The organism is Rhodocytophaga rosea, assembly GCF_010119975.1.
GTDB lineage: Bacteria > Bacteroidota > Bacteroidia > Cytophagales > 172606-1 > Rhodocytophaga > Rhodocytophaga rosea.
This window is the reverse complement of sequence record NZ_CP048222.1, coordinates 5,452,234-5,469,056: the sequence shown is the minus strand read 5'-3', so window position 1 is coordinate 5,469,056 and position 16,823 is coordinate 5,452,234. Positions and strand designations below refer to the sequence as shown.

The 16,823-nt window shown below is 42.5% G+C and carries 9 protein-coding genes; all 9 read right to left on the bottom strand.

The features are described from left to right. Nucleotides 1-15: 15 nt before the first annotated feature. Complete coding sequence (locus GXP67_RS22630; RefSeq protein WP_162445212.1) at nt 16-291, bottom strand: hypothetical protein; 276 nt, start codon at nt 289-291, stop codon at nt 16-18. Between the two features lie 153 nt (nt 292-444). Then, nucleotides 445-2,892: an ABC transporter permease gene (locus GXP67_RS22625; protein ID WP_162445211.1), complete on the bottom strand. Its 2,448-nt coding sequence runs from the start codon at nt 2,890-2,892 to the stop codon at nt 445-447. A 118-nt stretch (nt 2,893-3,010) separates the two neighbouring features. Next, entirely contained in the window at nt 3,011-5,419 is a 2,409-nt protein-coding gene (locus GXP67_RS22620; RefSeq protein ID WP_162445210.1) for an ABC transporter permease, read from the bottom strand. 143 nt (nt 5,420-5,562) lie between these two features. Then, nucleotides 5,563-7,965, bottom strand: a complete 2,403-nt coding sequence (locus GXP67_RS22615; protein ID WP_162445209.1) for an ABC transporter permease — start codon at nt 7,963-7,965, stop codon at nt 5,563-5,565. Nucleotides 7,966-8,002: 37 nt separating this feature from the next. Continuing rightward, nucleotides 8,003-8,530, bottom strand: a complete 528-nt coding sequence (locus GXP67_RS37500; RefSeq protein ID WP_232064542.1) for an ABC transporter permease — start codon at nt 8,528-8,530, stop codon at nt 8,003-8,005. Then, nucleotides 8,521-10,374 carry an ABC transporter permease gene (locus tag GXP67_RS22610; protein WP_232064541.1) on the bottom strand — a complete coding sequence of 618 codons (1,854 nt, stop codon included), beginning with the start codon at nt 10,372-10,374 and terminating at the stop codon, nt 8,521-8,523. Before GXP67_RS22610 ends, GXP67_RS37500 begins: the two co-directional genes overlap by 10 nt. A gap of 242 nt (nt 10,375-10,616) precedes the next feature. Further along, nucleotides 10,617-11,525 carry a TolB family protein gene (locus GXP67_RS22605; protein WP_232064540.1) on the bottom strand — a complete coding sequence of 303 codons (909 nt, stop codon included), beginning with the start codon at nt 11,523-11,525 and terminating at the stop codon, nt 10,617-10,619. A gap of 146 nt (nt 11,526-11,671) precedes the next feature. Then, nucleotides 11,672-14,050, bottom strand: coding sequence for an ABC transporter permease (locus GXP67_RS22600; RefSeq protein WP_162445208.1), 2,379 nt, complete (start codon nt 14,048-14,050; stop codon nt 11,672-11,674). Nucleotides 14,051-14,322: 272 nt separating this feature from the next. Further along, nucleotides 14,323-16,707: an ABC transporter permease gene (locus GXP67_RS22595; protein WP_162445207.1), complete on the bottom strand. Its 2,385-nt coding sequence runs from the start codon at nt 16,705-16,707 to the stop codon at nt 14,323-14,325. Nucleotides 16,708-16,823: the final 116 nt, after the last annotated feature.

Below are 16,823 nucleotides of genomic sequence, written 5' to 3'. Positions count from 1 at the left end.
ACTGAATGCCGGCAATTAATCACTCAGTACGGTTCTTCTTCTCACAAAGGTGACCGGAATCAGATCGTCGGTAGGCGTACCAATGTCATATACCAGCCATTCTTTATCATAGCTGTTGAGCATTTTACGCAGGCAAGCTACCCGGTCGGCATCAGCAATATTGCAGTCTTCCCAGTAAAAGAGCTCAATGCGGTAGTTATACTCTTTTTTTACACCATTAATTTTTACTTCGATTTCGATCTCCTGCTTGCTGCCAGGAATTTGTGGAATTGGTATAGCAATTTGTCCCATGGTATAATTGGTTTAAATGTGTTTTATAAAGTCATTAAATTTTGTCTGGAACCGCAGATGACACAGATCTTTTGATGAACAGGATAAAAAGTTAAATCCTACCAATCTCAAAATCCTGTTCATCCTTTTTATCAGCGTCATCTGCGGTCCAGGTTACTCATCACGTAAAGAATCTGCCGGGTTATTCAATGCTGCCCGGATGGAATGAAAACTCACTGCAAGTAAGGCTGTACAAGCGCTAATCGCACCGGCAAAGGCAAATAATTCCCAGTTCAGGTGAATGCGATAGGCAAAATCCTGCAGCCACTGGTGCATAAAATAATATCCGATCGGAACAGCGATCACGAAAGAAATAAGTGCCAGCCAGAAGGTATCTTTATTGAGCATTACAAATATTTGCCCGGTAGAAGCGCCCAGCACTTTGCGTATGCCGATTTCTTTGGTACGGTTCAGGGCATGAATACCGGATAAGCCGAACAGTCCTAGACAGGCCACCAACATAGCAAATAGGGTAGCTCCATAAATCGTTTTCAGCCAGCGTTGCTGCGATTCATACAATTTGGCTGCATCTTCGTCTAGAAAAGTGTAAGTAAAAGGTGCATTACCAGTAAGCGCATTCCACTGATTCTTTACTTTATCTATGGTTTGCGGAATATTACCAGGCTTAAGTTTAAACCAGAAATACATGGCCCATTGCGGCTGCAACTGGTGCATAGCAGGCCCGATGGGTGAAGCTACACTCACATAATGATAATCTTTTACAACGCCTACAATGCGGCGGCGGATGGTCTGGTTATATTCACCAAGTTTTGCATCAGCGCCCAGCATCTTAAACAGGGTTTCATTCACGACAACTGCTCTTTCTGTAGTGGAAGTATCGGTACTGAACTGGGGAGGAAAATCCCGGCCTTGCACAACTTGTAATCCCAGAAATTTCGAATAATTATAATCCACCTTTAGTACAGTTACCACTTCCTCTTTTCCCCCAATGGTATACATATTCATATCATAGCCAAAACCAAAAGTGTGCCCAGTGGCAGCAAAATCTGCAAGGCTTGGTTCAGCATTTGTAAACGACTGCAAACGTTCGGCGAGAATACCTGTTTTACCAGGATTACTATTTTCTACGACCAGTATCTGTTCTTTATCAAAGCCCAGGTTTTTTTCATTCATATACTTCATTTGACTGGCCATTCCCAGCGCACCAATCAACAGTGTAATACAGGAAGTATATTGCAGTACCACCAGCGTTCTGGAAAGACCAGGGCGCAGCCTGAAAGTCTGGTGGCGTTTAATAATGCTCAGGGGCTTAATACCAGAAATAAACAAGGCGGGGTAGAATCCGGCCAGTATTCCCACAACAAGGGCAGTCACCAGTAAAGCAAGCAGAATTCCAGAAGCTTGAGCCGTAGTAATGTCGAGGGTAGTATCTGTAATCTGGTTGAAATAAGGCAATAAAACCATAGCTAATAACCAACCGGCTATCACGGCCATTCCTACCAGCAATTGCGTTTCTACCCAGAACTGCGTAACAATCTGCCACCTGGGAGCCCCTATTACTTTTCGTAAGCCTACTTCCTGTACACGGGATGCCGTATTGGTTAAGGTGAGTAAGAGATAATTCAAACAGGCGATAATCAAAATCAGCAGCGTAAGGCAACTCAGCTGATATATATTTTTTAAGGAAGTATAATGCCCCCAGTATGCCAGATTGTAATGTGCTTCTGCAAAAGGGCGGGTGGTAAAATGAAAAGAACTGGCCTGATACGTTTTGTTTTCTTTCCGGTAACCATCTATCCATTCTTTGAAATAACTCCTGCCGAATTTTTCCAGTTTTTCCGCAAAAGCCGGCCTGGAAGCATTTTTATGCAGCTCAACAAATGTAAACACAGAGGAGGTATTCAGCCCATTTTCAATGTAGCTTTTATAGCCGGGATTTGCTTCTATGGGAAGCACAAAATCAAATTGAATACTGGAATTTACCGGTGCATTTTCTGCCACAGCCGTTATTGTAAACAAAGCTGGTGTATCTTCTGAGGCCAGTTCAATTGTTTTACCAATTGGATTTTCCCTGCCGAAATATTTATGGGCTATATTTTCTGTAATTACAATGCTATTGTGTGAGGCCAGTGCGGTTGCCGGATTTCCTTGTATTAGCGGAAAAGTGAATAGTTGAAAGAAATTAGCATCCGCATATTGTACTTTCTCCTCTCTGAAACTCTGGTTATTATACCGTATGATTTCCCGCCAGCCAGCTTTCAGCCGCAGGATTTGCTTTATTTCAGGAAAGGATTCTTTTAAGGCAGGTGCCAGAATTACAGGCATTACTACCTGGTTTTTCTCTTCATCCTGCGCCGGAAGAAAAGAGAATAAAGATTTTTCTAAAGCATCTTTCTTAACAGGTTTATGAGAATTGGCTTCCAGCCGGTACAAGCGGTCTGCATTCGTATGAAATCTGTCGAAAGAAAGCTCATGACCAATGTAGAGGTACACCAGTAAACAAAAAGCAATACCTGAAGCCAGCCCTATAATATTAATAACTGAATAGGTTTTCTTCCGAATCAGGTTTCTGAAAGCAATTATCAGATAGTTTTTTAACATAGGTTTAAGGTTTATTTGTCTGGAACCTGGATTACGCAGATTAAAGGATTTTCAGGATTAGGTTGTGTGAATTCATATAATCCTGCTAATCCAATCATCCAATAAATCCCGGTCCAGACTATTCATTTCTTAAGCTTTTTACCGGGTTCGATAAGGCTGCCTTGATCGACTGGAAACTTACGGTTAGCCAGGCTATAATGAGGGCACACAGGCCGGAAATTACAAATACGGTGATACCCATATCTACCTGGTAGGCAAAATTCTGCAGCCACTGTTTCATTATGTACCAGCCCACAGGCGTAGCAATTACAAATGAAATTAACACAAGACGGGTAAAATCTTTGGAAAGCAAGAGTACAATGGAAGAAACCGAAGCACCTAATACCTTCCGGATACCAATTTCCCTGGTCCGCTGGGTAGCTGTGTAAGAAGCCAGGCCAAAAATTCCCAGGCAGGCAATAAAAATAGCCAGTACCGCAAATGCAATAAATACCTGTAAGAACCGCTCCTCCGAACGGTATAAACTGGCAATATCTTCATCCATAAAAGAGTAGCTCAGCGGAAACTCAGCTTCAAACTGCTTCCAGGTGCGTTCAATAAAATCAATGGTAGCTGGCATCTGATTTCCCTGGATACGTACCCACATGAACTGTAAGGGATAAGATATTGGGGAAGTCACATTAAATACGACTGGTTTGATTTCACTATGTAAAGAGGAAAAGTGAAAATCTTTTACTACGCCAATAATTCTTCCCTCCTTTTTACTCCAGTCTTTTCCATTAAATATACTTCCGGCCATTGGTTCATTTACCGGGTTTTCCAGATTCAGGAATTTAGCAGCCGTTTCGTTTACTACCCAGGCATCTTTTACATCCGAAGGAAAATCTTTCGAGAAGCCGCGGCCGGCAATTATTTGGGCTTGCATGGTTTTGAAGAAATCAGCATCCACATCCATGGTAGCAATACTTACGCCTTCAATCGCATTTTTCTTCACATCATACTGGCGCCAGTGGGTATTGCCGCTGGTGAGTTCATTAATGGCACCTGTTACACCCAGTACATTACTATTTTTTAACAGCTCTGTTTTTAACGCTTCAAACTTGCCGGATACATTCGCAGATAAGGGTACTGTAATGACCTGCTCGGCATGGATACCTAAATTCTTAGTGCGGATGAATTGCATTTGTTTATAAATAAGAAGCGTAGATACAATCAGCGTGATGGAAATGCAGAACTGCACCACTACCAGGCTTTTGCGTAATAACAGGGAACTGCTGCCGGTTTTGGTTACATTCCCTTTCAGCACACTGGTCATTTTGAATGCGGATAAAAAGAAAGCAGGATAACTGCCAGCTAACAGGCCCACGATCCATGAAAAGCTGAGTAATCCAATCAGCAGCCAGATATTACCGGTTAGGTCTACGGATAATTGTTTGTTGGAAAGGTCATTAAACCAGGGCATGGCTACAATGGCCAGTAAGTAAGCAATCACCATGGCACAGGTAGTAATAAATACCGATTCCCCCAGAAACTGGACAATCAACTGAGATTTGTTGGCACCTACTACTTTGCGTAATCCCACTTCTTTCGCACGCTCAATGGAACGGGCCGTTGTCAGGTTCATGTAGTTGATGCAGGCGATGCTGAGAATAATAAGGGCAACAGCAGCAAAAACGTAGATATAGGTGATGCTTCCATTGGCTTGTATCTGGTCGCCCGATTGGGAGTACAGGTGTATTTTAGTAAGGGGTTGCAGCTTAAACTGCATATACTTTGGCGCTTCTTCTCCAATATATTTGGCGGTAAACGCTTCCAGCTGCGCTTCTATCTGATGGGAATTATAGTTTTCCGGTAAGAGCAGATAGGTATAATGCGAAGTACCTCCACTGCTGGGATGACGCATCCAGTCTGGATAGCCTGCTTCTATGGTCTGGACAGACACCACAAAGTTTACCTGAAAATGAGAATTTCTAGGCATCTCTTCTATCACCCCAGTCACTTTTACCGTATTTCCATTGATGTCAAGCAACTGGCCCAGGGGGTTTTGTGTTCCAAAATATTTTTGTGCGATAGCTTCTGTAATAACGGCTGTGTTTGGCCCATTTAATACCTGATGTGGATTTCCTTTGACAAAGGGAAAAGAAAAAATATCGAAGAACGTACTGTCGGCAAAAGCAATTCCCTCTTCTATGTGTTGCTTGTCCTGGTATTTTACCAGATCCCTTCTGATTTCCATCCGGACATATTTTTCAATCTGGGGAAAAGCGGTTTTGAGCAACGGCGCTAATCCAAAATTCGATTGTGCAAAAGGCTCCAGAGTTTGCCCACCCCGGGCTGATTTACCCTCTACCCTATATATCCGGTTTTTATTTGCCTGCTGCTGGTCAAAACTTAATTCATCGGTTATAAATAATACAATGAGTAAACAGGCTGCCATTCCAATCGCTAAGCCTAAAATATTGATCAGAGAAAATACTTTATGCCGGAGCAGGTTTCTGAAAGCGATGGTAAAATAGTTAGTGAACATATTGGTTGTTTTAGGTGTCTATTCCATCATTCATTTTTCTTATCTAGAACCTGGATTACACAGATTTTGGGATTTACAGGATTATCTGGTTATGAATCTTTTACTCCTAAAAATCCAATTATCCGATAAATCCTGGTTCCAGACTATTCATTTCTCAAACTTTTTACCGGATTCATTACCGCTGCTTTGATGGCCTGGAAGCTAATGGTAAGTAAAGCAATGATTCCTGTAAGTATACCTGCCAGTACCAGTATCCAGAAGCTCACATCAATGCGGTAAGCAAAATTCTGTAACCATTGGTGTAATCCATACCAGGCAATCGGTGCTGCCACCACAAAGGCAATCAACACAAGCCGCAGAAAATCCTTTGAAAGTAGTAGCACAATATTGCTTACCGAAGCGCCCAGCACTTTGCGTACGCCAATTTCTTTGGTACGCTGGGAAATGGCGAAAGAAGCCAGTCCGAATAAACCTAAACAGGCAATAAATATGGCCATTCCTGAAAATATACCAGTGATTTTGCCGAACTGAAATTCACTTTTGTATTGCTGGTCAAACATTTCATTAAGAAAATAATACTCAAGTGTTTGCCCCGGAAATAATTGTTGCCAGGTTTTTTCAGTAGCCGTTACGATTTCTCTGGCGTGTTTGGTGTCTATCTTGAGTGTATAGAAATTATTGTAATTGCCATTGTACCAGTGAATCAAGGGCAAGTGTGTCTCTTTCAGCGAGCGCTGATGAAAATTTTTAATCACGCCTACAATAGTCGAATACGCTGTACCCGGATAGTAGGGCAAATTGATCTTTCCACCAATAGCCTCCGCAGGCGAAGCAAACCCCAGTTGTCTGGCGGCTTCTTCATTGATGATCACATCACCAGCGTTGGGGGAAGATTCAAAAAAGTTACGCCCAGCCGCCATTTCAATTCCCAGGGTAGGAATAAAGTGGGCATCAATTCCATACAGATAGTAATTATACCCGGCTTTGTCATCTGAGCCATAGCGGACAATTGAGTTTTGGGTGTTCAGTTCATGTATACTTACTCCCGGAACAGAACTTGATCCGGCTACCTGCTGAACATACGGTTTTTTCAATAGTTCATTTCTGAAAACTTCTTTATTGCGTAAAGAAACCGAATCATTTCCTGTCAGAACAGGTGCTGTTACGACCAGAATCTGGCTGGCATCCATGCCTAGTTTCTGGCTTCGCATAAAATGTACCTGCTGGTATACAATAAAGGTAGTAGCAATCAATATAACAGAAGCAGCAAACTCTGTTACCACCAGTCCTTTGCGTAGGTAACTGCTCTGGGGAGAGCCCGAAAATCTCCGTTGCAGAATGAGACTTGGCCTGGCTGAGGATAAAAATATGGCTGGATAAATACCGGAAAGCAGGTTGTTTACAAGAAAAGTAAAGGCCAGTGTATACCAGAAATTCCGGTTTTGGAAAATAGTAGTAGGAATCGGTTTGCCTATAATTTCTGTGTATAAGGGCAAGCAAAGCTGTATCAGCAATAAAGAGATCAGCAGGGCAGCCACATTAATTAAGGCAGACTCCACCAGAAACTGATGAATAAGCGATACTTTAGACGAGCCCAGGGTTTTTCGGATGCCTACTTCTTTGGCCCGCTCTATTACTCTGGCAGTAGTCAGATTTACGTAATTAATCAATCCTATGAGCAGAATTACAATGGCAATAGCTATCAGGAAACGAACAATTTGTATATCTCCATTTACTTCAGGTTCAAACCCTTTATGAGAGTATAAATGAATATCTTTGATTGGCTCTGCTGTCAGCATTTCATTTTTCAGCCTTTCTTTAGAGATATTTTTCAGTGTCTGGTTTAGCTGCACCAGGGTAGTTCCGGGCTTTAGTTCTACGTAGGTATAATTATTATTGCTGTTCCAGCTATTCATGTCCCGGCCCAGCTTTTCCAGGGTAATTAAGGAAAGAATAATATCCAGCTTCAGGTGCGTATTTTCCGGAATATCTTGTATCACACCTGCAACGGTTACATTCTCGGTGAGCGGCTTTACATGAAATACTTTCCCAACTACATCTGTACTGCCGAAAATTTTCCTGGCTACTGTTTCCGTAAGTACGGCCTGCATAGGCTGACGTAAAGCTTCTGTAGGATTGCCTTTCAGAAATGAAAAGCTAAACATAGAAAACAGAGAAGCGTCTGCGGCATATACTCTTTCTACCAGAATGGATTTTTCTTTAACGCCTGCCTCACATTCGCCTACATGCTGCACGCGTACATAATCGGCGACTTCCGGCATTTGTGTTTTTAACGCTGGTGCTAATGCCGGATAGGTTTCACTATCAGTGGCCACATATTCAGCCCCTTTGTATAAATCCAGTGTTACCCGGTAAATATGATCGGCTTTTGCATTGAAACCCTCATAACTGTATTCAAACTGCACATAATACATAATGAGCAGAAAGGCAGTAGTAGCAATGGCTAATCCGGCCACATTGATGAGTGAAAAAACCTTATTTTTCAGTAAGGTGCGGACAGCGATAGTCAGATGATTTTTTAACATAGACAATTATGTTTAGTAATCCAGGTTCAGGTAGTTTTTACTCATTTCTCAAACTTCTCACCGGGTTCATGATAGCAGCTTTTATGGCCTGCCAGCTCACAGTAATAAAAGCAATCACTATGGCAAGCAATCCGGCCAGGGCAAATACCCAGGGGCTTATATCTACGCTGTAAGCAAAATTCTCCAGCCACTCATTCATCGCATACCAGGCAATAGGCGCAGCAATCACAAAGGCAATTATTACCAGCCGGATAAATTCTTTGGAAAGCAGCAGCACAATATTCTGAACGGATGCACCCAGTACTTTGCGGATACCAATCTCTTTGGTACGCTGCTCAGCCGTAAACGCAGCCAGTCCAAACAGGCCTAAACAGGAAATCAGTATGGCAATGGCAGCAAAAGAATTGAATAATTTACCTACCGTCTGATCGGTCTGGTACATGCGGTTAAATTCTTCGTCCAAAAAATTATATATAAATGGATAGCCGGGATTATATTGGTTCCATATTTTCTCAGCAGCAGCAATGGCTTTTGAGGCATTCTGGGCAGTAGTTTTTACATACATGGCCCCCGCCAGTTAGGCCAGTAGAATAGGATCATGGGCTCAATTTTCTGGCTCAGGTTCTTAAAATGAAAATCCTTTACCACCCCGACAATGGTGCCATTCCTTTCATGAAATTTAAATGATTTGCCAACCGGGTCACTAATGCCCATTTGCTGGATAGCCGTTTCGTTGAGAATGTAATGGGTAGAATCGGCGGGGGTACCTGAAAAACCTTTTCCTGCCACCAGTTGTAAGTTCATTAATTGCAAAAAATTACGTTCCACAGACAATTGGTTAATGATGAACGTACGGTCTGGCGCTTTACCCTCCCAGTCTGTATCACCAGTAGATGACCAGTTATTCAACACATTCCCACCAGTAGCGGTTACGTCCAGCACACCAGGTTGTTTAAGCAATTCGGCTTTGGCCGCTTCAAAATGGTTTTCGATTTCACGCAGTCCAAACGTCATTACATTTTCTTTGTCGTATCCTAAATTTTTACTGCGGATATAATCCAGCTGACCGCCTACTACCAGCGTACCGATAATGAGTATAATCGATAATGCAAATTGCACAACTACCAGGCCTTTCCGGAAAGCTGAGTTGCTCCCACCGGATGAATAAGCCGTAGCCCGCATCAAATGTAGGGGCTTAAAGGAGGAAAGCAGCAATGCCGGATAACAACCTGCCAGTATCAATGTAACCAGCATGGTAAGTACAAGCACGGATAAAATCTGCGGTTCCAGCGGATTGAACACCAGTTGCTTGCCGGAAAGATCATTATATACTGGTACCAGTAAGCCAATGAGTATCAGGGCAACAATGAGCGACATTCCCAGCACCAGTGCCGATTCACCCATAAACTGCCCGAAAAGCTGTCGCCGGTCGGCACCCACAATTTTGCGCATACTCACTTCTTTGGCCCGTTTGGTAGCCCGTGCGGTAGCTAAATTCACATAATTAATGCAGGCAATCAGAATGATAACAATGGCTACCAGGCCCATAATCCGGACCGTCTGGATACCAGCGTCGGTGCCATCCGCTTTGTACAAATGCAACTGAGGCAGCGGTTGCATAAGGTAGTTCATTTTAGCTGTAAATTCGTTTGGCTGATTTTTGCGGTGAATCTGGGTAAGTTTATCAGCTACAGTAGTTGCTTTGGCGGTTTGGTGAAGAGAAAAGTAGGTATCAAAATTATAATTTCCCCAATCCTCATCAATGGTTTTCCAGTCACCGTTGCCACCATATTCTTCCTTTACTACATCCATAGGCAGTAGCACCTCATATTTCAGACTGGAATTACCTGGCATATCCCGGATCACACCGCTTACCTCGTAATTATGCTTGTTATCTACCCGTATGATTTTTCCAATAGGATTTTCATTTCCAAAATACTTCTGGGCTGCCGTTTCTGTAAGTACCATGGAACGAATGACTGAGAATGGTTTTTTGGGGTTGCCTTGCACCAGAGGAAAAGAAAACACATCAAAGAAAGAAGGATCTACATAAGCCGACTTTCCCTGCATCAGGCTTTTATCTTTGTACTGATACAAGGCTTCACTCCAGGTCTGTTTAATCCGGCAGGCATTGGCAACTTCAGGAACGTCTTTCAAAGCAAAAACAGTGATGGGTGCCGGCGTAGTGCCCCAGATATTTCCTTCGCCTTCCATATTCATCCGGGCCGACAAGCGATAGATATTAGCCGCATGCTGATGAAATTTATCGAAACTAAGCTCGTCCTGCACCCATAGCAGCAGCAAGATGCCGGCAGTAAGGCCAACAGATAATCCAAAAATATTAATAAAGGAAAAAGCTTTGTTTCGCCACAGATTGCGAAAGGCAACAGTTAAATAGTTACGAAGCATAGTATCTCAAGTATAGCGGTTTATGGTATATGTAAAATTCTGGCATGTCTCAGCTGCACCAATTATCACAATAAATCTGCCTTTATAATAAAAAACTATAAATCAGAGCATTAACAATAAATATTATCTATTCTCTATTAAAAAGGTGTCCGGAAATGAACAGCTATTGCACGCAGATGAACAGTGGGAATTACAGAATTAAGTATACCTGAAATAGCTGGTAAACCACTGCATGCTAAGAATTATTTGAGTCCGCTTATTACTTTTGCATCTACCCAGAAGATGTCTCCGTCCCTTGAAAAGAAAAGGTATTTCCCATCGGCCGTAACAAATGGGCAAAATTCATAACCCTGCGTATTAATAGCATTTCCCATATTTTTTGCCTTTCCCCATTGTCCCTTACTGTCTTTAAAGCTGATCCATAAATCTCCCCGGCCAACTCCATCCGGCCGTTCTGCACAATAGATCAGATAGTCTTCATTGGGGGAAACAAATACATCGGCTTCATAATGCTCAGAATTAATGGCGCTGCCTAGCCTGGTGGAAGCACCAAATGCAGATTTAGAAAAAGGAGAAGTATAGATATCGTACTTGTTGGATTTGACATTTTCAGCCTGCTTATTGGATGAATAATACATGGTTCCTCCTTTGGTGAAAGAGATATAATATTCGTTATGGGCAGAATTGATCTCTTTGCCGGCATTCAAAGGTTTCGACCATCCGTCTTTTTGCCGCTCTACATACCAGATGTCAATATCTTTTTTATCGCCTTTTCCATCCATGGCCTGGTCTGAAATAAAGAACAGCCTTTGTTCATCGGGAGATAAAAATGGGTCGTTATAGCCATATTTGTCGCTGGCGAGTACTTTTGCCGGTTCCGACCATTTGTCGTTTTCATATTTGATACATTCAATACGTGGCCGTTTCTCTTCTTCAATAGCAAAATAAAAATCTTTTCCATCCTTGGTAAAAACCGAACCAAACTCATATCTATCTTTTACTGAGACGATGCCTGGCGCAAATATTTGGGGAGTGGAACCTGGAGGCGATTGGTTCAGATAGGTAGAATTCTCTTTTTTAGCATTTTGGGCAAAACCCATTCCGATAAAAAGGAACAGAAATAAGGAGAGTAAAGAGATGCTTTTCATCATGTGTCTGTATAGGTGGGCGGATGGTGAACGCTAGTATTACTTCTCCATTACAAGCAGAAAATACTTAACAGGGAATACAAGCGCAAAAAAGAATAGAACCGGTATACAACATATTTGTGCCGGTTCTATTCCTGTATTCAATATATTTACTCGCTTCGCAGGCTTTTTACCGGATTAGCCAGGGCTGCCCGAATAGACTGGTAACTTACGGTGAGCAGCGTAATTAACAGCGCACATAGAGCCGTTCCCGCAAAAATCCACCAGGAAATCTGAGAACGGTAGTCATATGTTGACAGCCATTTATACATTACATAATAAGCAATAGGCGCTGCAATCAGTAAAGAAATAATGACCAGACGTACAAAATCTTTCGATAACAACATCCACAGATCTACTACCGAAGCGCCCAGCACTTTGCGAATACCAATTTCTTTGATGCGCTGCTCAGCAGTGAACGAAGCTAAGCCAAATAAGCCCAGGCAACTGATGAGAATGGCCAGGCCGGCAAATACACTCGCCAGCGTTCCAATGCGTTCTTCATCGCTGAATTTGCGGGCATATTCTTCATCAGTGAATTTATAATCGAAGGGACTGGCCGGACTCATTTTCTTGAAAACCGATTCAACTTGTGCCAGGGCATCCCGGACTGGAACGCCTGGTTTCAAACGAATGGTTATCACCCCTACCCAGCCATAGTCCAGCTTGAAAATGGTAGGCTCAATAGGCCGGAATGGCGATTGAATAACCATATCCTTTATAATCCCAATGATCTGCCAGTTTTTATCATTCCATTTAATAGTTTCTCCCACCGGATTTTTAAGGCCAGTTACCTTGAGCGCTGCTTCGTTGAGAATAAGCCCGGAAGTATCTGTACTATAGTCTCTGGAAAAATCCCGGCCTTGCAGCATCTGCCAATTAATCGTTTTTCCGTAATCATGTGAGTGCGATACAATAGCAAAAAGAGGAACAGAATTGGGATCTTTTCCTTTCCAGTCGAAGCCAATCTGGTTCTGGTAAATGGCGGTAGTCGGGCTGCCGGATTGTGCCATTTCCTGTACAGCCTCTGTTTTGAGCAGTTCACTCCGCAGCACTTCATACTTTCCGTTCAGGTCTTCTGTGTGAACAGAGACAGAAATCAAGCCTTCGCGGTTATACCCTACCGGACGGTTTTTGGCATGCTGTATTTGTTTGAATACAACGGCTGTCCCGATGATGAGGGTAACAGAAACGGTAAATTGTAATACCACCAGCACTTGCCTGGGCAAGGCCGCAAACTTCCCAACTTTGAATGTACCTTTTAATACCCGCACCGGATTGAACGACGACAGATAGAAAGCCGGATAACTGCCAGCTAACAGGCCAGTAAACAAGGTAAACCCAATGCTTGCCAGCCAGAAAACCGGGTTTGCCCACTGGCTGTTCATTTTTTTGTCGGCCAGTTCATTAAACCAGGGTAAGCTAATAAGTACAATAAAATAGGCCAGGAAAAAAGCGATAAATACGACTAATATAGATTCGCTTAAAAATTGAAATACCAGCTGGCTTTTTACCGAACCTACGGCTTTACGAATCCCTACTTCTTTCGAACGTTTTTCAGAACGGGCGGTGGCCAGATTCATAAAGTTGATACAAGCCAATAGCAGCACAAATATGCCAATAATGGCAAATAGCCAGACAAACTGAATCCGTCCACCTACCACTGAGCCATCTTTAAACTCGGAATACAAATGCCATTTACTCATCGGATGTACCAGCACTTCTTCCTGCCCATCAGAAGCGGTTAGGTGCTGCATGGGAATTCCTCTGATTTTGGCTGTAACCTTATTAAAATCTACTTTGTCGTTTAATTGCACAAACATTTGCCAGGAATGGTTGCCCCACTGATCATAGGAGTTTTTTACCCAGGGTTCTTCGGCTAAATAGGCTTCCCAGGGAATAAGCAGCGATGACTCATAGAATTCTGAATTACGGGGCAAATCCTCAAATACACCGGCTATCTTATAGGTGGTCTTGTTATTTTTCTTGATTACTTTATTCATCGGATCCTCGTCGCCGAAAAGTGATTTTGCCAGCGATGCATTAATCAGCATAGAAGAAGGGTCTTTAAGGGCGTTGCGGCTCCCTTTGATCATTTTCAGCGTCATCATTTCGGGGAATTCCGGCTGGGTATAGAGGCCTTGGGTAGAAATTCTTTTATCGCCATAGGCCAGAATATGCCCGAAATTCCAGGAAGTCATTACCACATATTTGAAATCAGAAGTATACTTACTCCGCAGTTCTTCCGACAAAGGAATAGCTACCGCTGAATGAGTACCTGTTTCACCGTTAAAGGTCTGCGTGGTTTTCACCTGCCCGATACGGTCGTAGTTTGCGTGGAATTTATTATAGGTCAGTTCATCGTGCAGCCAGAATCCGATCAGCACGGCAACGGCCATTCCTATGGCTAAGCCAAAAATATTGAGAAAGGAATAGACTTTGTTTTTAAATAAATTCCGTAAGGCGATAGTGAGATAATTTTGAAGCATAATGGTACAGGGATGAATGTATTAATCAATCATTTTCAGCCGGTGCCAACTAGCATCACAATAAATCTGCCCTTAAATTAAAATATTAAAAATCAATTATTTACATCTCAAATTCAGGAGCAAACTATCCACAAATGTGTCCGGAAATGAACACTCATTGCACGTTGATGAACAGTAAAATCTCGACCGCAGACGACACAGATGAAAGGATGAATAAGTTTTCTTTTTATCCTATTTTATCAAAAAAAGCTGTGTCATCTGCGGTCCAAACCTTACTCATTGCGTAAACTTTTTACCGGATTAGCTAAAGCCGCTTTAATGGCCTGATAGCTTACGGTTAATAGGGTAATCAACAATGCGCCGATGGCCGCCATAGCAAAAATCCACCACGAAATTCCAGAACGGTATTCGTACCGCTGCAACCAGGTGTACATCAGGAAATAGGCAATGGGAATGGCCACCAGCAGGGAGACAATGACTAAGCGCACAAAATCTTTGGAAAGCAGCAGCCATAAATCCATTACCGAAGCGCCAAGCACTTTACGTACCCCGATTTCTTTAATGCGCTGCTCGGCCGTGAAGGATGCCAGGCCAAACAAGCCCAGGCAACTGATTAAAATGGCTAATCCGGCAAATACACCAGCCAGTTTACCAATACGTTCTTCGTCACCAAACTTCTTGGCATATTGCTCATCTACAAATTTGTATTCAAAGGGTGATGCCGGATTATATTTTTTAAAAACCTGTTCAATTTTAGCCAGTGATTCTCTGGCTGTTTTAGCCGGATTTAGCTTCGCCAGTATTACATTTCCCCCGTCATTAGACAGGTGAAACAAAGAAGCCCGTACCGGCTGATAGGGTGATTGTACTACCATATCTTTGATGACACCAATAATCGTAAATGGCTTATTATTCCACTTGATCTGGGTACCTACCGGATTTTTTAACCCGATAAATTTTACCATCGCCTCATTGATTACAAATGCAGCAGAATCGGTGGCAAAATCCCTGGAAAAATCCCGGCCTTCTTTAAATTGCCAGCCAACGGTTTTGCCAAATTCATACGTTACGCCAGAATTAGGAAAATCAATAGCCAGGTTAGGGTCTTTGCCTTCCCAGTTAAACCCACCATTTGTATTCCAAACTTCTGTGGTAGGACTGGTAGATTCAGTCATCTCTACGATGGCACCTTGCGATTTTAACTCGGTTCGTACCACTTCAAAATGATTATGAATTTCCGGTATAATAACATCCACCTGGATCAGGCCATTCCGGTCGTAGCCAATGGGACGGTTCTTGGCATGCTGAATCTGGCGGAAGACAACAATGGTGCCGATAATTAAAGTAACCGAAACCGTAAACTGTAATACGACCAATGCTTTCCTGGGAATAGCCGCAAAACGACCTGCCCGGAAGGTGCCTTTCAGTACTTTTACCGGCTGAAAAGAAGATAAATACAAAGCCGGGTAACTGCCGGCAATGATACCAGTAAGTAGAATAAAGCTAATACTTGCCAGCCAGAACAAGGGATTCAGCCACAAAACTGTCATTTTTTTGTCGGCGACTTCATTGAAAAAAGGCAGGGAGAATTGTACAAGAAACAAGGCCAGAAAGAAGGCCAATACAGATACCAATACCGATTCACTAAAAAACTGAAAAATCAACTGCTCCCGGATAGAACCCAGGGTTTTGCGGATGCCTACCTCTTTCGCCCGTTTTTCGGAGCGGGCAGTAGCCAGATTCATAAAGTTGATACAGGCCAGGAGCAGCACAAATATTCCGATTATTCCGAAAAGGCGCACAAACTGAATCCGTCCGCCTACATTTACGCCATTTTTAAACTCCGAGTATAAATGCCATTTGTTCATCGGATGCAGAAAAACTTCTGGCTTGTACCGCTTATCTTCCTGGTTTATTTTATTATATTTTACATTTTTAATCTTAGCTGACACCTGGTCTACATCTGCATGTTCAGCAAGCTGGGCAAAAGTCTGGGTGAAGTTACTGTCCCAGGGATCGTTCATTTTCTGAATCCAGTCGTTATGGATCAGGTATAATTCCCAGGGTAAGAGTATATTCAACTCTCTAAACTCTGAATTATAAGGTATATCCTCATATACACCGGTAACTTTTACATCGTACTTATTATTCAACTTAATCACTTTATTCATAGGATCGGCATTGCCAAAAACAGCTTTAGCCACCGATTCGGAAAGCAGAACAGAATATGGGTCTTGTAAGCCATTCCGTGTGCCTTTCAGCATTCTCAGCGATAACATGTCGGTTACCGCTGGTTCAAAATAGTTTCCAAAGGTAGAAAGCGTTTTATCGCCATACTTGAGAATATGCGTATTCGTCCAGGAAGATTGCAGCACATACTTAAAATCGCTTCCATAATTAGCTAGTATTTCTTCAGCCATCTTGGCTGGATTGGATACCTGGCTTTCTTTGTTTCCATTATAAATATTATGCTGCATCACCCGGGCAATGCGGTCATAATTTTTATGGTAGCGGTTATAGGAAAACTCATCGTACATCCATAGTCCAATGAGCATAGCTACCGCCATGCCAACAGATAATCCACCAATATTGAGGAACGAGTAAACTTTGTGCTTAAGCAGGTTCCGGAAAGAGACAGTAAGATAATTGCGTAGCATGGTTTTAATAAGGTATATATAATTGTATATTTCTATTTTTGGTCTGGAACCAGGATTTATCGGATTAGACGATTAACAGGATTTTCTATTGGTAGATTTTAGCCAGTTCATCATTT